The following is a 16,683-nucleotide window of genomic DNA, read 5'->3' on the forward strand; positions in this document are numbered from 1 at the left end:
CTCCCGGCTCAGGCGGTGGGGTCGAACGGGACGACGGAGGCGCCCTTGAGGGAGACGACCGCCGTGCGGGCGGCGTCGAGCGGGGTCGCGAACCTCTCGTAGTGGTTGATCGCGCTGCTCCAGCCGCTCTTTCCGTGCCGCATCACGTGGAGTTCGCGGCCGTCGATCAGCACCCGGTAGACGGCGCTGTGCCCGGCGTGCGCGTGGGCGTGGGCGTGGGCCTCGGCGGGCGCGCCCTGGATGCGGCGCCCCTGGAAGACCTCGTCGAAGGGCGCGGGCCCCGCGGCGGCGCCCGGTGCGGGTGCTTTCTTCTCCCGGGGCGCGGCCGACACGGGGCCCGTGGACGCGGAGGCCATGCCGACGAGCGCGATGCTCGCGGCTACACCGGTGGCGGCCCCGAGGGTCTGGCGGCGAGTGGGTCTGGACATGGCTGAAAATCCCTCCAGAACATGGCTGAGGCGGCCCCTCGGGTGGGCGGGAGCCGCCTCGGCCATGTCTACACGGGCGGTGACGTCGGCAGAAGGAGGACGATGTCGGTTGGCTCTCTTACGGACACGTCTGCACAGGTCACAGGGGTGGTGGTGGAGGGGCCCGTGCGTCGTGGGTGCGGAATGTGGAGGATGCGGGCGCAGATTCCCCCGGAAATATGCCCTGTCTGTGAAGATCCTTCGGTCCGCGAGGGGCTGCTAGACGTCGAGTCAGTGGTTTAGACCTGACTGGAAATAGTTGCTGCCGTCGGGCCGGGTGTGCGTTTCTCGCCCGGGTTCACGAGGGTTCATCCGGGTTAGCCGTAGTTCGGTGTGGTCCGGGAGTTCTGTGGAGTCCGGGGGCCGGGCGGAGTGAGAAGCGGACGCCGCAGCCTCCGCTTCCTCGGGAGGTCCCTTCCCGGGAGTTCGGCCGCCCCCTGGGAGGCCCCCCGGGGCCGACCGCCCCGTAACGGTCTGTTCCTCCCCCCGCCCACCTGCGAAGATGCGGGACCGACGGCCCGGCGACCGGCCGGGCCGCACCGCGTCGGCCGCGCGCTTGTGGGGAAGGCGTGCGGCCGTGCACCCGCACCGTGACCCGGGGGACCGTTCCATGCTCTGTATCCGTTGCCGTATCAGAACGGCCGTCACCGACGACGGCCTGTGCACCTTCTGCTCGGGCACCCGGCCCCCGCTGCCCGACGGCCTGATGCCGGCGGCGCCCGGGCCGGGGGGCTGGGGCGCGGGCACGTGGCCGCGTTCGCCGGTCGGTCTCGCGCGGGCCGTGACGGTGCTGCTCGGCGCGGTCATCGCCGCCGACGTGTTCGCCATCGCCGCCGGGCTGCGGGTGCGAAGCCTCTGGGACCGCCTGGTGAGGGACGGCTCCCCGGGCGTCCATGGTGGCGCCGACCGGGCCGCCGGGCGGCTGTACGACGTCGCGGCCACCGCCCAGGGCGCGGCGCTGCTGGCCACGGCCGTCGTCTTCATCGTCTGGTTCCACCGGACCCGCCGGAACGCCGAGGTCTTCGACCCCGGGGTGCAGCGGATGGGCCCCGGCTGGGCGGTGGGCGGCTGGTTCGTCCCGTTCGCCAACTTCTGGTTCCCCTACCGCGTCGCGAGCGGTGTGTGGGAGGCCAGTGCGCGGACCGGGCCGGACGCCGGGTGGCGCACGGCGCCGAAGACCCCGCTCAACCTCTGGTGGGGCGCGTGGGTCGCGAGCCTGCTCTCCTCCCGCCTGACCGAGCGCATGTGGGAGAGGGCCGAGGAGGCGGAGGAGATCGTGCGGGCCGCGGGGCTGGTGGCGGCCTCCGACGCGCTGGACGTCGTCGCCGCCGTACTCGCCGTCCTCTACGTGCGCGCCGTGACCCGGATGCAGGTCGAACGGGCCGCCCGCTCCCGGCCCCCCGCCCCGGCGGCCTCGGACACCCGGCCCCTCTGACCGCCCGGCGGGGAGGGGCGCGGCGGAGGGACGGCCGTGACGGTCCCTCCGAGGTGACGATTTTCAGCCATTCGGCGCAGTACCCGGTAGACCGAGGGAGACGTCGATGAGTCTGCTGGACCTGATCGAACGAGCTGACGCCCGCGCTCGCGCGGCCACTGCGGTGGCCTGCCTGGACCGGTGCCTGCCGCTGCTCGCGGGGGCCGGGGTCGAGCCTCTGCGCCCGCTCTGGGCGAGTTGCGAGGGGGGTCGGGATTGGGCCAAACGGCTCGCGGCGGTGCGGACGGAGCTGGACCGGATCGCCGGGGACGTCTCCGGCGCCGACGACCCCGTCGCGCTCGTGCGGGCCGCGCTGGCCGCCGCCCCCTCCGACTTCGCCGCCGCCCCGCTGCGGGAGTGGGCCGACGCCTGCTCGCTGCTCGCGCTCCGCGTCCACGGTCGGTTCGACGCCCCGGACAGGGTCGCGCCGGTTGACGGGGAGCACCCGCTCGCAGCGGCCCGCAACGGTGGAACGGCCGCCGTGGGCCCCCTGGTCGCGGGAGAGCTGGAGCGGCAGGTCCGCATTCTGGAGACCCTGGCGGAGACGTCCGGCACGGCGGGCAGCGGCGCCGGACTCCGCAAGGCGCTGGACCTGTCCACCGAAGGCCGCCGCGTCCTGCGCGCGGTGATGTCCCGCCGGGCGCGCGTCCGAAGCTGAGGTCCGCGGGGGGCGGGGCGGCGTCAGACCGGCGTCAAGGGCGGGGTCGTATGCGTATGGGCCCCGTCAAGGGGGCTCATCCCCCGGGTGGAGCCGAGGTTTGCTCGTATCGGCCGAACGGCCGATCACCTTCCTCGCATCCCCCAGGAGTTCACGATGGCCGACCTGGCCTTCGTCGCCACCACGATCGCGATATTCGCGGCGGTGGCTCTCGTCGCCCGCGGAGTGACCCAGCCATGACCGTCGAGAATGTCGTCGGCCTCGTCGTGGCCGTTTCCCTGCTCGGATACCTCGTCCTGGCCCTCCTCTTCCCGGAGAGGTTCTGAGAACGGACATGAGTCCCCAGCTCGCCGGCCTGCTCCAGCTGACCGCCCTGATATCCGCGCTCGCCCTCTCCTACCGGCCCCTGGGCGATTACATGGCCCGGGTCTACTCCTCCGAGAAGCACTACCGGCCGGAGAAGTGGATATACCGGTTCATCGGCGCCGACCCCGCCGCCGAAATGCGCCTGCCCGCCTATCTGCGCGCCGTGCTCGCCCTCTCCGCGGTGAGCGTGCTCCTCCTCTACCTGATGCAGCGGGCGCAGGGTTCGCTGCCCGGCTCGCTCGGCTTCTCCTCGATCGACCCGGACCAGGCGTTCAACACCGCCGCCTCGTTCGTCACCAACACCAACTGGCAGTCCTACGCCGGCGAACAGACCATGGGGCACGTCCTGCAGACCGGCGGCCTGGCCGTGCAGAACTTCCTTTCCGCCGCCGTCGGCATGGCCGTCGCGGTGGCGCTCGTCCGGGGCTTCGCCCGCTCCCGCACCGGTGAACTGGGCAACTTCTGGGCCGACCTGGTACGCGGCACCGTACGCATCCTGCTGCCCATCGCGGCGGCCGGTGCGATCGTCCTGGTCGCCTGCGGGGCGATCCAGAACTTCTCCGGAATCCACCCCGTCGGACAGTTCACCGGGGGCCCGCAGGAATGGAACGGCGGCGCGGTCGCCTCCCAGGAGGCCATCAAGGAGCTGGGCACCAACGGCGGAGGCTATTTCAACGCCAACTCCGCCCACCCCTTCGAGAACCCGAACCCGCTGTCCAACCTCTTCGAGATCTTCCTCATTCTGCTGATCCCGTCCGCCCTGACGCGGACCTTCGGCCGGATGGTCGGCTCGCTGAAGCAGGGATACGCGATCCTCGGCGCGATGGCCGCCATCTGGCTCGGCTTCACGGCGCTGATGATGTGGGCCGAATTCGCCCATCAAGGGCCCGCGTTCGAGATCGCGGGCGGCGCGATGGAAGGAAAGGAGACCCGTTTCGGCATCGCCGGATCGTCCCTCTTCGCCGTGGCCACCACTCTCACCTCGACCGGCGCGGTGAATTCCTTCCACTCCTCGTACACCGGGTTCGGCGGCGGTATCACGATGCTGGGCATGCAGTTGGGAGAAATCGCACCCGGCGGCGTCGGATCCGGTCTCTACGGCATGCTGGTCATGGCGGTCATCGCGGTATTCATCGCCGGGCTGATGGTCGGCCGCACCCCCGAATACCTCGGCAAGAAGATCGGCGCCCGGCAGATCAAACACGCCGCCTGCTACCTCCTCGTCACCCCGGCGCTGGTGCTCGGTTTCACCGCCGTCGCCCTGGCCCTCCCCACCCCCGCCGACTCGATGGCCACCACCGGCGCGCACGGCTTCTCCGAGATCCTGTACGCCTACACCTCGGCCGCCAACAACAACGGCTCCGCCTTCGCCGGGCTCGACGCCGACACCCAGTGGTTCAACACCACCCTCGGCATCGCGATGCTGCTCGGCCGGTTCCTGCCGATGGTGTTCGTCCTCGCCCTGGCCGGCTCGCTCGCCGAGCAGCGGCCGGTGCCGGAGACCACGGGCACCCTGCGCACCGACAAGCCCCTCTACGCGGGGCTGCTCGTCGGCACGGTCCTCATCATCACCGGACTCACCTACTTCCCGGCCCTGGCGCTGGGTCCGCTCGCCGAAGGGCTCGCCTCATGAGCACCGCCGCCCCCGCCCGCCCCCCTCGTACCGACGTGCCGCCGACCGGCGCGCCCGGGACCGCCGCCCGGGCCGGCGGCGGGCTGTTCGCCCCGCGGCAGCTCGTGGAGGCGTTCCCGGACGCGCTGCGCAAACTCGACCCGCGCGTGATGATCGCCTCCCCGGTCATGTTCGTCGTCCTGGTCGGCTCCGTCGTCACCACCGCGCTGGCGCTCACCGACCCCGCCGACCCGTTCGGCTGGGCGATCACCGGCTGGCTCTGGCTGACCACGATCTTCGCCAACCTGGCGGAGGCGGTCGCGGAGGGACGCGGCAAGGCGCAGGCCGCCACGTTGCGCAAGGCGAAGACCGGCACCGTCGCCCGCCGTGTCGTCGAGGGCACCGGGCCGCGGGCCGAGCAGGAGGCCGAGCAGGGGACCGAACCGCGGTCCGGGGCCCGCCCCGGAGACCGCCGCACCGGGGACGGCGCCGGGGCCCGTACCGAGGAGCGGGTCGCCGGAACGGACCTGCGCGTCGGGGACCTGGTGGTCTGCGAGGCCCGCGACGTCATCCCCGGGGACGGGGACGTGGTGGAAGGCGTCGCCTCCGTCGACGAGTCCGCGATCACCGGTGAATCGGCCCCGGTCATCCGTGAGTCCGGCGGCGACCGGAGCGCGGTGACCGGCGGTACGAAGGTGTTGTCCGACCGGATCGTCGTCAGGATCACCACGAAGCCGGGCGAGACCTTCATCGACCGCATGATCGGACTGGTGGAGGGCGCCTCCCGGCAGAAGACGCCCAACGAGATCGCCCTGAACATCCTCCTGGCCTCCCTCACCATCGTCTTCCTGCTCGCCGTCGTCACCCTGAAGCCCTTCGCGATCTACGCGGGGGCCGACGACCAGACCTCGATGATCGTGCTCACCGCCCTGCTGGTGTGCCTGATCCCCACCACGATCGGCGCGCTGCTGTCCGCGATCGGCATCGCCGGCATGGACCGCCTCGTCCAGCGCAACGTGCTGGCCCTCTCGGGGCGCGCGGTCGAAGCCGCCGGCGACGTCTCGACCCTCCTCCTCGACAAGACCGGCACCATCACCCTCGGCAACCGGCAGGCGGCGGAGTTCGTCCCGGCGGAGGGAACGGCACCGGCCGAACTCGCGGACGCCGCCCGGCTCTCCTCGCTCGCCGACGAGACCCCCGAGGGCCGGTCGATCGTCGCGCTGGCCACGGAGGCGTACGGGCTGCCGGAGCGGGACGCGGGGTGGCCGCCGGGCGCCGACTGGGTGGAGTTCACCGCCCGGACCCGGATGTCGGGCGTCGACCTGGACGGGCGCTCGGTCCGCAAGGGCGCGTCCGGCTCCGTCGCGGCCTGGGTGAAGGAGCGCGGGGGCCTCGTCCCCGCCGACGTCCCGGCGCTGGCCGACCGCATCGCCCGGGCCGGCGGCACACCGCTGCTGGTGGCCGTGGCGGACGGCGGCGGCGCCCGGGTCCTCGGCGTGATCCACCTCAAGGACGTGGTGAAGGAGGGGATGCGGGAACGGTTCGACGAACTGCGCCGCATGGGCATCCGTACGGTCATGATCACGGGCGACAACCCGCTGACCGCGAAGGCGATCGCCGAGGAGGCGGGGGTCGACGACTTCCTGGCCGAGGCGACGCCCGAGGACAAGATGGCCCTCATCAAGCGGGAGCAGGCCGGCGGCAAGCTCGTCGCGATGACCGGCGACGGCACCAACGACGCACCCGCGCTCGCCCAGGCGGACGTCGGCGTGGCGATGAACACCGGGACCTCGGCCGCCAAGGAGGCCGGGAACATGGTGGACCTCGACTCCGACCCCACCAAGCTGATCGAGATCGTCGAGATCGGCAAGCAGCTCCTGATCACCCGGGGCGCGTTGACGACGTTCTCCATCGCCAACGACGTGGCGAAGTACTTCGCGATCATCCCCGCCCTGTTCACGGTGGCGTACCCGTCGCTGGACCGGCTCAACGTCATGGGGCTGGCGTCGCCCGAATCCGCGATCCTCTCGGCGGTCGTCTTCAACGCCCTGGTCATCGTCGCGTTGGTGCCGCTCGCCCTCAGGGGCGTCCGCTACCGGCCCGCGAGCGCCGACCGGATGCTCCGCCGCAACCTCGGGATCTACGGACTCGGCGGCATCGTCGCCCCGTTCATCGGCATCAAACTCATCGACCTGCTCCTCTCCCTCCTCCCCGGAATCGGCTGATCCGCCATGACCCACACCTCCGTCGGCAGCACCGCGCGCGTCCTCGGCGCCGGCCTGCGCGCCCTGCTCGCCCTCACCCTCCTCTGCGGGGTCGTCTATCCGCTCGCCGTGACCGGCATCGCCCAGACGCTCTTCCGCGACCGGGCCGATGGCTCGGAGATCAAGGACGCGAGCGGACAGGTCGTCGGCTCGTCCCTCATAGGCCAGCGCTACGACCTCCCGCCGGAGAAGGGCGAGGAATCGCCCGCCCCGGACCTGCGGTGGTTCCAGCCGCGCCCCTCCCGCGGCCTCGGGACCAACAGCGTCAACACCCGGTACGAGCTGATCCTCTCGGGCGCCACCAACCGCTCCGGCGACGACGAGGAGCTGATCGGGTGGGTGAAGGCCGCGAAGGCCGCCGTGGTGAAGGACAACTCGACCGCCACGTACACGGTCCGGCCGGACGACGTCCCGCCCGACGCCGTCACGTCGTCCGGCTCCGGCCTGGACCCCCACATCTCACCCGCGTACGCCGCACTCCAGGTCCACCGGGTCGCGGACCGGAACGGCCTCGCCGTCCGGAAGGTCGAGCACCTGGTCGAGGAGCACACCACCGGCCGCCTGCTCGGCTTCCTGGGCGAGCCCCGGGTGAACGTCCTCGAACTGAACACGGCGCTCAGGGACGCGGTACGGGGCTGAGCGGCCCCACCCCGGCCCCGGGCCTTCCACGGCGCCGCCCCCCTTCTCCGCCCGGTCCTGGCGGGATCAGGACTCGCCGGTCCTCGTCGTCGCCGGAGGGATCGTCCCCGGAGGCGCGCCCCCGCGCTTCCCGCCGCGTGCGCTCGTGGAGCAGGTCCTTGGGCGGATCCCTCACAGGGAAGCGGTGCGGGCCGGGGCGGCCCTCGTGGAGCCGGCGGAGCGTTCGACGGGGCCGGTGAGCAGGGCGGCGGGAGCGTCAGGGAGGGTGCGGTGACGGCGATCCCGGATGTGCCGGGCGAAAACGAGGTCGATCATGCCGGTCTCTCCTCGATCGCGCCGAAGACGACGGCGTGCGCGGCCGGTGCCGCGCCTTTCCGGCCTTGTTCGCCCCGACGCGTCGTGTCCCGCCCCAGCGCCGCAGTCTGCTCCTGCATGCTCGCCGGCCCGCCGCCGCCACGGTCCGGAAGGCTCGTGGGGCATTTCTTTCGCTGTGCACCCCGTTGACCGTCCGTCACACGAGGCCCCGTCTCCTTGAGGGCCTTCCTCGCGGTGTGCTCCCCCGCCGTGCGGGCCGGGAAGGGCACCGACGACTCCTCGTTTCTCCGCTCTTCCGCCATCTCCCCGGCCTCCTGGCCGGGCCCCTTCAGTCGAGGACGGCGGTGGCTTCGATCTCGACGAGGTGGTCGGGCGAGGAGAGGGCCGCGACGCCGATCAGGGTGCCCGGGGGGACGGGGACGGCGCCGCCCAGCTTCGCGGCGGCCCTGGCCACGCCCTCGCCGAAGGCGGCCATCTTGTCGGGCGTCCAGTCGACGACGTAGACGGTCAGCTTCACCACGTCGGCGAAGGAGGCGCCGGCCCCGGCCAGGGCGGTGGCGACGTTGAGGTAGCTCTGCTCGACCTGGGCGGCGAGGTCGCCCGCGCCGACGGTGCGCCCCTCGGCGTCCCAGGAGACCTGCCCGGCGACGGAGACCAGCCGTGAGCCGGTCGCGATGGAGACCTGGCGGTAGGCGTCGATCTTCGGCAGTCCTTCGGGGTTCACCAGGGTGATGGTCATGATCGTCGATTCTCCGTACGTGCGTGGGGCCCGCGGGCCCGCGCCCACCGGACCAGGCCGTTCCCGGTCTCTTGTGGATACTCGGTAACCATAGGAGACTGTGCGCTGTGCTGGAAGAACGCACTTTTTCGTAACGGAGGAACCTGATGGTGACCAAGGCCTACCCGGGCTCGCCCGACCAGGCGGACCTGAGCCGCGCCGACTCGCTGGCGCGGGAGGTCTTCTCGGACATCGCCAACAAGTGGGCCCTGCTGATCATCGAGGCCATCGGTGACCGCACCGCCCGCTTCAGCACCCTGCGGGACGAGATCGAGGGCATCAGCCACAAGATGCTCACCCAGAACCTGCGCATGCTGGAGCGCAACGGACTGGTCGTCCGCACGGTCCACCCCGTCGTGCCCCCGCGCGTCGAGTACACCCTCACCGAGGCGGGACAGGCCCTGCGCGTGACGATCGACGGCATGTGCGCCTGGACCCACCAGTACCTCGCCCACATCGAGACCGCCCGCGGCCGCTTCACCACCGGCTGACCCGACGACCGCCTGCGCCCACGCGGAGGGGACGCCCCTTCGGGCGTGCGGCTGCCGCACCGCCCGGTATGCGCCGGCGTCGGAATCCGCCGGGAAGCGACGAGACGCACCCTGCCGACCGGGCGGGCGGTACGTACTGCCGAAGCCGGACTTCGCCCCGGTGGGGTCCGCCGCCGGAGCCCACGAGCCGGCCAGTCCACCTGGATGCCGGACAGGGGTGCTCGTGCACGGACTTCCCGCTCGTCCTTCTCGTACCCAACCTGCACATCGCCGCGCGTTTCGTAGGCGGGCGACACCTACTGCGAAGGAACGTCGGCGGCAGGTACATCCTGTGGGTACGGCAGTGAGCCGCTCCCAATGGGCCGCGCGTTCCCGGCAGTTCGCTCCGGCGGACCGCCAGGAACACTGCACGGCTCGGGGTCGGGCGCCCAACGCTGGGTCGTGGAGCGTGCCTTCGCGCATCCGCACTGGTTCCGTCGTCCACGGATCCGCTGGGAGAGCCGCGACGACATCCACGAAGCCTTCCTCACCCCCGTATGCGCACTGATCTGCCGGCGGCGCCTGACGAAGCTCTGGCCTCAATCGCGGCTGTCCCAGGTGGCGCTGAAGCCATGGTCCTGAAGCACCGGGAACGTGTGCACTGCACCGGACAGCCATGCGTCGATCTCTTCGTGGGACGACCTGATGGCGCTGACCAGTTCCATGACTCGGGTGGGGGCTCGGAAGCTCGTGTCGGGGACCGCGCGGCGCATCGGCCTGGGGCGCATCGGGTGACCGTCCGACGCGTTGGTCACGCCGTTGGTCACGGAGGTGTAGGTGGCCCGCAAATCCGCAGGTCAGAGGGTAAATACTGGAGCGACGACCGGGGCCGCCACCCCCCACAGGAGAGGCCCCGGCCGTCTTCCACGGGGTCGCAGCACGACCCCGTACTCCTCTCTGCGCCATGACTGCGTTTTCTGTCACACCCGGGAGTGCGGCCGACGAATTGTTGCGAGTTGTACAAGCCATGGACGCGGCCCCCGCCGAGCACGTAGCGTGCTGGTTCGCGCAGGGTTGCGCAGCAGTTGACCAGCTGCGGGTGAGGACGTCAGGGCGGGTACAGGGAGTGCTGGGGGACGACGCGGAGCTGACCGCCGCGGTGCTCGCGGCACAGGACGGGGACGAGGACGCCTTCCGTGCTGTGTACCGCGCGGTGCAGCCGCGGCTGTTGGGCTACATACGGACGCTGGTCGGGGATTCGGACGCCGAGGACGTGGCCTCCGAAGCGTGGTTGCAGATAGCGCGCGACCTCGACCGCTTCAGCGGTGACGCCGACCGGTTCCGGGGCTGGACCGCCCGGATCGCGCGCAACCGCTCTCTGGACCATCTGCGGATGCGCAGCCGCCGTCCCGCCATCGGCGGCGACGAGACCGAGCTGACCACGCGCGCCGCCGAGTCCGACACCGCCGCCGACGCCATCGAGGCGCTGGACACCGACCGCACCATGTCCCTCATCGCCCAACTGCCCCAGGACCAGGCCGAGGCCGTCGTGCTCCGGGTGGTCGTCGGGCTGGACGCCAAGAGCGCGGCGCAGACCCTCGGCAAGCGGCCCGGCGCCGTCCGCACCGCCGCCCACCGCGGTCTCAAACGGCTGGCCGAACTCCTCGGCGCCGAGCAGTCGGGGCGGGCGGCGAGCCGGGCCGATGCCGGAGCGGGCCCCCCGGCGAACCGGTCCGAGGCCGCCGCCCCCGCCGCCGACCCGCCCGCCGCCGACCCGCCCGGTGCCGGAGCGGCCCTCGCGGACGGCGCCTCCGGACCGGGGCGGGGCGCCGGCGACGCGGACCGGGAGGCGGGCGGGGGCGCCGGGCTCGGCGTGGTGCCCGCCCAGCGCCCCGGCCGGGTCGGTCCGGCCGCGCCCGCCGGGGTCACCCCCGGTGTGACGCATTCGCGACCGTGGACGCAGAAGGACATGTGATGGCCGACGAGCACTACGAGTGGCTTGACAAGGACGCGGCGGAGAGACTGCTCCGCGGCGAACCGGTCGTCCCCGTCGGCGACGAAGCCCGCACCGACGCCTTCCGGCTCGCCGAAGCGCTCGGCGCGGCCCGCGAGGGGCTGCGGGCCCCGGCAGGCGAACTCCCCGGCGAGGAAGCGGCCCTCACCGCGTTCCGGCAGGCCGGACACGGCACGGGCGCGGACCGGCTCGCCGGCCGTGCCGCCGGCGCCGCCCTGCCCGGCCGCCCCGGTCTGCTGCCCGCCGTCCACCTCGGCTCCGCCCCCGGCGCCCCGGTCCGTCGTCCGCGCTGGAGCCGGCCGGTCCGCTTCGGCCTGGTCGCCTCGCTCGCGGGCTGTGCGCTCGGCGGGGTGGCGGTCGCCGCCGGTACGGGCGTCCTCCCCGGAAGCTTCGGCGGCCAGGGCTCACCCGCGCCCGCCACCTCCGTATCGGCGGCCGCGACCCCGGGGCCGGTGACGTCCGGTGGGCCGACCGACGACCCGGCGTCCCCGGCGGACCCGTCCGCCCCCGACGGGCCGAAGGCGTCCTCCGCGCCCGGGACCCGGGAATCCGGCGGCCCCCGGAAGCCCGAGGGGGCGCACACCGGCGACGTCGGCCGAGGCCCGGACGAGGACCGGCCGGACGGCCAGGACCTCCCGGGCGACCACGGCCGGGAGCAGGCGACCGGGGGCGGCCACGACGCACGCCCCGCCGCGTCCGGCGGGCCCGGTGACGGCGGTACGGACGCCGGGAACTGGTACGAGAAGTCCGTCAAGGCGTGCAAGGCGTTCCGCAACGGAACGCTGGACGACCGGAGCCGACGCCAACTGGTCCGGCTCGCCAAGGGCGAGAAGAACCTGGAACGTTTCTGCGACGACCTCCTCGACGGGAACGGCGACGGTGGCGGAAACGGCGGAGGCGGCGGGAACGGCGGCTCCGGCGGGAACGGCGGCGGTGGCGACGATGACGACGATGACGACGGACCGGGCGGGCCGGACGGCGGTGGCTCCCTGCCACCCGTCTCCTTCAACCCCGTGCCCCGGTCCGCCCCCCTCCCGGAGGCAGAGGCGGGGGCAGGGGTGAGCGCCGGTTCTCCGGCGCTTCCGGAGAGCGGCGGCCCGGCCTCCGTACGCGCCCGCTGAACCGGGTGCACGCCTCCGTCCGGGGGCCCGGACCGCCAGGTGTGACGTTTTTTCGATGCCGGGCGCAGTACAGAGTGCCGACTGGTCATCGGCCGCGCGACGAGCCGGGGTTCCCCCCGTACCTTCGGCTCAGCGCATCGGCGCGGGCGGGGCACGTTCCCCCGGTCCCGCCCGCGCCCTCTCCCACCACCGCGCCGCTCCGGCCGCTCCGGCCCGGCCGCGCCGCTCCGGCCGCTCCGGCCCGGCCGCGCCGCTCCGGCCGCCCGGCCCGGATCACCAGGAGACGACGACCTTGTCGCCGTTCTTCACCTGGTCGAACAGGGCCGCGACCTTCTTCTTGTCCCGGACGTTGACGCAGCCGTGCGACGCGCCGCCGTAGCCGTTGGCCGCGAAGTCGGCGGAGTAGTGCACCGCCTGGCCGCCGCTGAAGAACAGGGCGTACGGCATCGGGGTGTCGTAGAGCGTGGACACATGGTCCCGGGACTTCCAGAACACCTCGAACACGCCCTCGCGGGTGGGCGTGTACTCCGAGCCGAAGCGCACGTCCATCGCGGAGACGACCCGGCCGTCGATCATCCACGCCAGGGTCCGGCTCTTCTTGCTGATGCACAGGACCCGGCCCGTCAGGCAGCGCTTGTCCGGCGCGGCCACCGGCCGCTCGGTCGGCGGGCGCAGCTCGGCGGCGGTCGGCGGCCGGGTCATCGCCAGCAGCCGCCTCCACGTCGCCTCGTCGGTGCTGCCGGTGGTCGCGAAGCCCCGTTTGGCTTGGAACGACCGTACGGCGTCGGCGGTGACGGAGCCGTAGTACCCGGTGGGGTTGCGCCCGAAGTGGCCGATCTGCCGGAGCCGGGCCTGGAGCTCCCGTACGCGGTCGCTCTCGGAGCCGGTCCGCATCAGCACGCGCGGCGGCGGGGCGGCGCTCGGCTCCGGAGCCGGCCGGGCGGTCGCCGGGGCCGGGGCGGCGGTGGGCGCCGAGGGGGCGGGCGGCGGCGCGGTGCTCGGCTTCGCGGGCGCGGGGGACACGGGGGAGGGGGCGGCGGGGGGCGTGGCGGCCCGGGCGGCCGGCGGCGGCGCGTCCTGCACCCCGGTGGCGGCTCCCGGTTCGCACCCGGTGGCGAGGGCGGCCACCGCGACGGCCGACACGGCGGCGATCCGACGGGCCCGGGAACGCCGGGCGTTCCCCGGCCCCGGCGCGGCCGGGGCTCCCGTACCCGTCCCGTCCGGTTCCGGGGCAGGCGCCGCGGCCACCGGTCGTGCGCGTCCCGCGCCCGTGTCCGGTCCCCCGCGGTCCGGCCCCCTCGCTCCCCGGCCGCCCCACCCGTCGCTCGTCTCCGCCATCGCTCCGCCCCCTGGCTCACCCGTCGGTCCGGTGCCTCCCTGTACGGATTCCCGCCCGGCCCGGTCCCCGAATCCTCCGCCGTACGCGAGCGGCGCGTCCAGCCCCGGGGGCGCGCACCCCGGTGATTCCGGCCGGGTCCGGCCTGCCGGGAAACGTCCTCCGCCGCCCGCGCGGAGGGAGGCGCACCGCCCGGTGAAACCCCCGGGCGGCCTCCGGGGCGGGCATGCGAGACTCCGTCCATGCTGGGTGTCACCGATCTTCCGACGTACCTCGCCGGTCTGGCGCTGATCGTTCTCCTGCCGGGGCCGAACTCGCTGTACGTGCTCTCCGTCGCCGCCCGGCGCGGCGTGCGCACCGGCTACACGGCCGCCGCGGGCGTCTGGACGGGGGACGCCGTGCTGATGACGCTCTCCGCGCTCGGCGCGGCCTCCCTGCTCCAGACCACGCCCCTCCTCTTCGCGATCGTCAAGTACGCGGGTGCGGGCTATCTGACCTGGATGGCCGTCGGGATGCTGCGGGCGGCCGTCGCGCTGTGGCGCGAGAGGCACCGGCGTACGGCGGAGCTGGTGGAGTCGGTCGAGGCAGCCGGAGCGGCCGGGACCGCCGGGGCGGCGGAGACCGCGGGGACTTCCGGGACCGCGGCCGGGCCGGTCGAGAAGCCCTACCGCCGGGCGCTGTTGGTCAGCCTGTTCAACCCGAAGGCGATCCTCTTCCTGATCTCCTTCTTCGTGCAGTTCGTCGACCCCGGCTACGCCTACCCGGCCCTGTCGTTCCTGCTCCTCGGCACGCTGCTCCAGCTCGCCAGCTTCGCGTACCTCTCGGTGCTGATCTTCGGCGGCACCCGCCTGGCTGCCGCCTTCCGCCGCCGCAAGCGGCTGTCGGCGGGGGCCACTACGGCGGCCGGCGTCCTCTTCCTCGGCTTCGCCGCCAAGCTCTCGCTCACCAGCGTGTAGCGGGAGCGGGAGCGGGAGCAGCGGCCGGGACGGTGGGGCGGCGGGGCGCGCGCCGCCCCGGCGGTGCATCGGGGCGGCTTGGGTGGGGAGGTCTCGCCCGTCCTCGGGCGTGAGACGGCGGGAGCGCGGTGCGGAGAGCTGAAACGCCGTTCGCGGCGTCGCCCGCTGAGAACGGCCGTCCGGCCGGCGCGGGCCCGACAGGTGTCCGGCCAGGGGTGCTCATGGGGAAGGGGCTGGGGGAGCGCGCCCGCGCGCTCCCCCAGCCCCTTCTTCTCGCGGGCCTACCAGATGCTGGAGAACCCCAGCCGCAGCCGCTCCTCCTCGTTGGCCACGTCCAGCGCCCCGCTCCGCACCCGTGACGCCTCCTGCGAGGTCAGGGCACGGCCGAAGAGGCGGAGGTCGTCCAGGCCGCCGCGGAAGAGCTCCGTGACGCCGGCCGGCTGGTTCGGGAAGTCCGGGCGGGCGCCGATGTGGACGGAGAACTCGGCGGGCGGGGTGAGGGAGCCCGACGGGGCCGCCGCGCCGAACTCCTGGCCGCCGTCCACGGAGAGGCTCAGCCGCCCCGCCTGGCGCTTGAGGACCGCGTGGTGCCACAAGCCGTCGTTGTACGAGGAGGCGGTCTTCACCTCCGCGTACTCCGTCCCCGTGTCGATCGCCGCCCGGAGGGTTCCCCTGCCCGGCTCGGCGCGCAGCCAGAACTGGCGGACACCGGAGCCCATCCCGTACGCCCAGACGATGGGCAGCGCCCCCGTCGTGGCGGTGTGGCGGAACCAGGCCGTGAAGGTGAAGTCGCCCGCGCCCAGGCGCAGCGAGTCCGAGCAGGAGACCAGGCGCAGGTAGTCGTCCTGGCCGTCGAAGGTCATGGCCTTGCCGCTGCCCCGGCTGCCGAGCTGGGCGCCGCCGTGGACCAGGGCGTGGTTGCCGTACCCGTTGGGGCCGGTGTCCGAGGTGCGGGGCAGCCGCAGTTCGCGCCGGTCCGCGTCGAGCTGGGCCTCGGTGAACGCGGTGAAGACGAGGTCGCTGTGCGGGATGTTCCCGGCGCTCTCGTAGAGCACCCCGATCGTGCCCGAGGGCAACAGGGCCAGGTCGGAGTAGCCGGAGCGGCCCGGCGCCACCACCGTGCCCGCCGTCTGCCAGGTCCTGCCCTCGTCGTAGGAGGAGCGGATGGCCAGCTCGCGGCGGTCCTCCAGGGTGTGGGGGCCGAGGCGTGAGGGCGAGGAGAACAGGAGCCGGTCCTGCGCCGCGCCCGACTCCTTCGCGTGCAGACGCAGCAGCGATCCGGAGACCGGCGGGGCGTCGAGGCCGGACACGGGGGAGAACGGGGCGTCGAAAGTGGTCCCGCCGTCCGTGCTGGTGGCGGCCATCCGGTGGTCCTCGGTGTCGCAGCGGGCCGAGCTGCGGGCGTTGACGTACACGCCTCCGCCGGTCGTCTCGGCGACGGACAGCTCGGCCGGGAACGCGGAGGCGGTCCGGTCGACCGCCGCCTGCGCGCCCAGGGACCAGGTCAGTCCGCCGTCGTCGCTGATGTACAGCTGGCCGCCCGCCCGGCCGTCCGTCGTCGTGAAGTCGCCCGGAACGACCAGCCTGCCCCGGTGCGGGCCGCCGGTGAGCTGGATGCCGTGACCGGGGCCCGTGGAGATCCATCCCCGGTCCGCCGGCTTCAGGTGGGCGAGCGGGGGGCCCTCCGTCCACGTGGCGCCCACGTCCACACTGTGCGCGACCCGCAGGCTCCGGGGCCCGCGGACCGGCTTGCTCGGCGTGCCGCTCCAGCCGCCGGTCGCGTACAGCAGCGACACCCGCCCGGTCGCCGCGTCCACGACCGGCGACGGGTTTCCGTGCGCGTCCTCGTCGGCCGCACCGGCCACCACCGTCAGCGGGCCCCAACTCCGTCCGCCGTCCGTGGACTTCCGCATCACGATGTCGTTGTGGCCGATGTCGCTACAGGTGGCCACCCGCCCCTCGGCGAAGGCCAGCAGAGCGCCCGAGGGCGTGGCGACGAGTGCGGGGATGCGGAAGCAGCGGTAGCCCTCGCTGTCCGCCTTGAAGGGGGTCGTGACCGCCGCCGGCACGGCCACCGCGGGGGAAGCGGGGGCGCCGAGGGCCGTGGCCGCCAGCGCCAGCGCGAGGGCGGCCGTGGTCGCGCGGGTTCTTCGGCGGCGGTGGTGGCTCAGGAGAAAAGCCGCGGGTCGTCGGGGCAGGCGCATGGTGTCCGT

General features: G+C 73.6%; 16 protein-coding genes. 10 read left to right on the forward strand and 6 right to left on the reverse strand.

The genetic code is table 11. The features are described 5' to 3' along the window. Nucleotides 1-8: 8 nt before the first annotated feature. The gene (locus ACH4K1_RS02805) at nt 9-428 is read right to left on the reverse strand and encodes a tyrosinase cofactor (protein WP_398085820.1); all 420 of its coding nucleotides are present in this window, start codon (nt 426-428) and stop codon (nt 9-11) included. A 649-nt stretch (nt 429-1,077) separates the two neighbouring features. Here ACH4K1_RS02805 and ACH4K1_RS02810 point away from each other — a divergent pair. From ACH4K1_RS02810 to ACH4K1_RS02835, 6 genes are all read left to right on the forward strand, one after another. After that, a complete protein-coding gene (locus ACH4K1_RS02810) occupies nt 1,078-1,902 on the forward strand; it encodes a DUF4328 domain-containing protein (RefSeq protein WP_398085823.1) in 825 nt (274 codons plus the stop codon). A gap of 106 nt (nt 1,903-2,008) precedes the next feature. Then, complete coding sequence (locus tag ACH4K1_RS02815; protein ID WP_398085825.1) at nt 2,009-2,599, forward strand: hypothetical protein; 591 nt, start codon at nt 2,009-2,011, stop codon at nt 2,597-2,599. A gap of 236 nt (nt 2,600-2,835) precedes the next feature. Continuing rightward, on the forward strand, nt 2,836-2,925 hold the full coding sequence (kdpF, locus tag ACH4K1_RS02820) for a K(+)-transporting ATPase subunit F (RefSeq protein ID WP_032746149.1): 90 nt from the start codon (nt 2,836-2,838) through the stop codon (nt 2,923-2,925). 8 nt (nt 2,926-2,933) lie between these two features. Then, nucleotides 2,934-4,598: a potassium-transporting ATPase subunit KdpA gene (gene kdpA, locus ACH4K1_RS02825; protein WP_398085829.1), complete on the forward strand. Its 1,665-nt coding sequence runs from the start codon at nt 2,934-2,936 to the stop codon at nt 4,596-4,598. Beyond that, nucleotides 4,595-6,802, forward strand: a complete 2,208-nt coding sequence (gene kdpB, locus ACH4K1_RS02830; protein ID WP_398085831.1) for a potassium-transporting ATPase subunit KdpB — start codon at nt 4,595-4,597, stop codon at nt 6,800-6,802. Before kdpA ends, kdpB begins: the two co-directional genes overlap by 4 nt. A gap of 6 nt (nt 6,803-6,808) precedes the next feature. Continuing rightward, a complete protein-coding gene (locus ACH4K1_RS02835) occupies nt 6,809-7,480 on the forward strand; it encodes a potassium-transporting ATPase subunit C (protein ID WP_398085834.1) in 672 nt (223 codons plus the stop codon). A gap of 171 nt (nt 7,481-7,651) precedes the next feature. Here the strand turns inward: ACH4K1_RS02835 and ACH4K1_RS02840 are convergent, their stop codons facing one another. Next, nucleotides 7,652-7,795, reverse strand: a complete 144-nt coding sequence (locus tag ACH4K1_RS02840) for a hypothetical protein (RefSeq protein ID WP_398085837.1) — start codon at nt 7,793-7,795, stop codon at nt 7,652-7,654. Nucleotides 7,796-8,123: 328 nt separating this feature from the next. Next, a complete protein-coding gene (locus ACH4K1_RS02845; RefSeq protein ID WP_398085840.1) occupies nt 8,124-8,534 on the reverse strand; it encodes a RidA family protein in 411 nt (136 codons plus the stop codon). A gap of 146 nt (nt 8,535-8,680) precedes the next feature. Between ACH4K1_RS02845 and ACH4K1_RS02850 the strand changes: the two genes are divergently transcribed. Then, nucleotides 8,681-9,064: a winged helix-turn-helix transcriptional regulator gene (locus tag ACH4K1_RS02850; RefSeq protein WP_398085842.1), complete on the forward strand. Its 384-nt coding sequence runs from the start codon at nt 8,681-8,683 to the stop codon at nt 9,062-9,064. A gap of 578 nt (nt 9,065-9,642) precedes the next feature. On the opposite strand, the gene ACH4K1_RS02855 is transcribed toward ACH4K1_RS02850, so the two are convergent. Beyond that, nucleotides 9,643-9,870: a hypothetical protein gene (locus tag ACH4K1_RS02855; RefSeq protein WP_398085845.1), complete on the reverse strand. Its 228-nt coding sequence runs from the start codon at nt 9,868-9,870 to the stop codon at nt 9,643-9,645. Nucleotides 9,871-10,169: 299 nt separating this feature from the next. On the opposite strand from ACH4K1_RS02855, the gene ACH4K1_RS02860 reads away from it, so the two are divergent. Next, on the forward strand, nt 10,170-11,018 hold the full coding sequence (locus tag ACH4K1_RS02860) for an RNA polymerase sigma factor (protein WP_398085847.1): 849 nt from the start codon (nt 10,170-10,172) through the stop codon (nt 11,016-11,018). Then, nucleotides 11,018-12,178 (forward strand): hypothetical protein, encoded by a 1,161-nt coding sequence (locus tag ACH4K1_RS02865; RefSeq protein ID WP_398085848.1) that lies wholly within the window; start codon nt 11,018-11,020, stop codon nt 12,176-12,178. The genes ACH4K1_RS02860 and ACH4K1_RS02865 overlap by 1 nt, the downstream gene beginning before the upstream one ends. Before the next feature lie 273 nt (nt 12,179-12,451). Here the strand turns inward: ACH4K1_RS02865 and ACH4K1_RS02870 are convergent, their stop codons facing one another. After that, nucleotides 12,452-13,516, reverse strand: a complete 1,065-nt coding sequence (locus ACH4K1_RS02870; RefSeq protein ID WP_398085851.1) for a L,D-transpeptidase family protein — start codon at nt 13,514-13,516, stop codon at nt 12,452-12,454. Between the two features lie 240 nt (nt 13,517-13,756). Between ACH4K1_RS02870 and leuE the strand changes: the two genes are divergently transcribed. Then, nucleotides 13,757-14,470: a leucine efflux protein LeuE gene (gene leuE, locus ACH4K1_RS02875; protein ID WP_398085853.1), complete on the forward strand. Its 714-nt coding sequence runs from the start codon at nt 13,757-13,759 to the stop codon at nt 14,468-14,470. A 281-nt stretch (nt 14,471-14,751) separates the two neighbouring features. Here the strand turns inward: leuE and ACH4K1_RS02880 are convergent, their stop codons facing one another. Then, the gene (locus ACH4K1_RS02880; protein WP_398085856.1) at nt 14,752-16,674 is read right to left on the reverse strand and encodes an exo-alpha-sialidase; all 1,923 of its coding nucleotides are present in this window, start codon (nt 16,672-16,674) and stop codon (nt 14,752-14,754) included. Nucleotides 16,675-16,683 lie beyond the last annotated feature (9 nt).

Origin of the sequence: Streptomyces sp. NPDC017448, from assembly GCF_044330565.1 — a bacterium.
In the GTDB taxonomy this organism is placed as follows: domain Bacteria; phylum Actinomycetota; class Actinomycetes; order Streptomycetales; family Streptomycetaceae; genus Streptomyces.

Excerpts from the sequence above, each read along its gene's own strand:
- ACH4K1_RS02805 (WP_398085820.1), bottom strand. The coding sequence starts at position 428 with ATGTCCAGACCCACTCGCCGCCAGACCCTCGGGGCCGCCACCGGTGTA.
- ACH4K1_RS02810 (WP_398085823.1), top strand. The coding sequence starts at position 1,078 with ATGCTCTGTATCCGTTGCCGTATCAGAACGGCCGTCACCGACGACGGC.
- ACH4K1_RS02815 (WP_398085825.1), top strand. The coding sequence starts at position 2,009 with ATGAGTCTGCTGGACCTGATCGAACGAGCTGACGCCCGCGCTCGCGCG.
- kdpF (WP_032746149.1), top strand. The coding sequence starts at position 2,836 with ATGACCGTCGAGAATGTCGTCGGCCTCGTCGTGGCCGTTTCCCTGCTC.
- kdpA (WP_398085829.1), top strand. The coding sequence starts at position 2,934 with ATGAGTCCCCAGCTCGCCGGCCTGCTCCAGCTGACCGCCCTGATATCC.
- kdpB (WP_398085831.1), top strand. The coding sequence starts at position 4,595 with ATGAGCACCGCCGCCCCCGCCCGCCCCCCTCGTACCGACGTGCCGCCG.
- ACH4K1_RS02835 (WP_398085834.1), top strand. The coding sequence starts at position 6,809 with ATGACCCACACCTCCGTCGGCAGCACCGCGCGCGTCCTCGGCGCCGGC.
- ACH4K1_RS02840 (WP_398085837.1), bottom strand. The coding sequence starts at position 7,795 with ATGATCGACCTCGTTTTCGCCCGGCACATCCGGGATCGCCGTCACCGC.
- ACH4K1_RS02845 (WP_398085840.1), bottom strand. The coding sequence starts at position 8,534 with ATGACCATCACCCTGGTGAACCCCGAAGGACTGCCGAAGATCGACGCC.
- ACH4K1_RS02850 (WP_398085842.1), top strand. The coding sequence starts at position 8,681 with ATGGTGACCAAGGCCTACCCGGGCTCGCCCGACCAGGCGGACCTGAGC.
- ACH4K1_RS02865 (WP_398085848.1), top strand. The coding sequence starts at position 11,018 with ATGGCCGACGAGCACTACGAGTGGCTTGACAAGGACGCGGCGGAGAGA.
- ACH4K1_RS02870 (WP_398085851.1), bottom strand. The coding sequence starts at position 13,516 with ATGGCGGAGACGAGCGACGGGTGGGGCGGCCGGGGAGCGAGGGGGCCG.
- leuE (WP_398085853.1), top strand. The coding sequence starts at position 13,757 with ATGCTGGGTGTCACCGATCTTCCGACGTACCTCGCCGGTCTGGCGCTG.
- ACH4K1_RS02880 (WP_398085856.1), bottom strand. The coding sequence starts at position 16,674 with ATGCGCCTGCCCCGACGACCCGCGGCTTTTCTCCTGAGCCACCACCGC.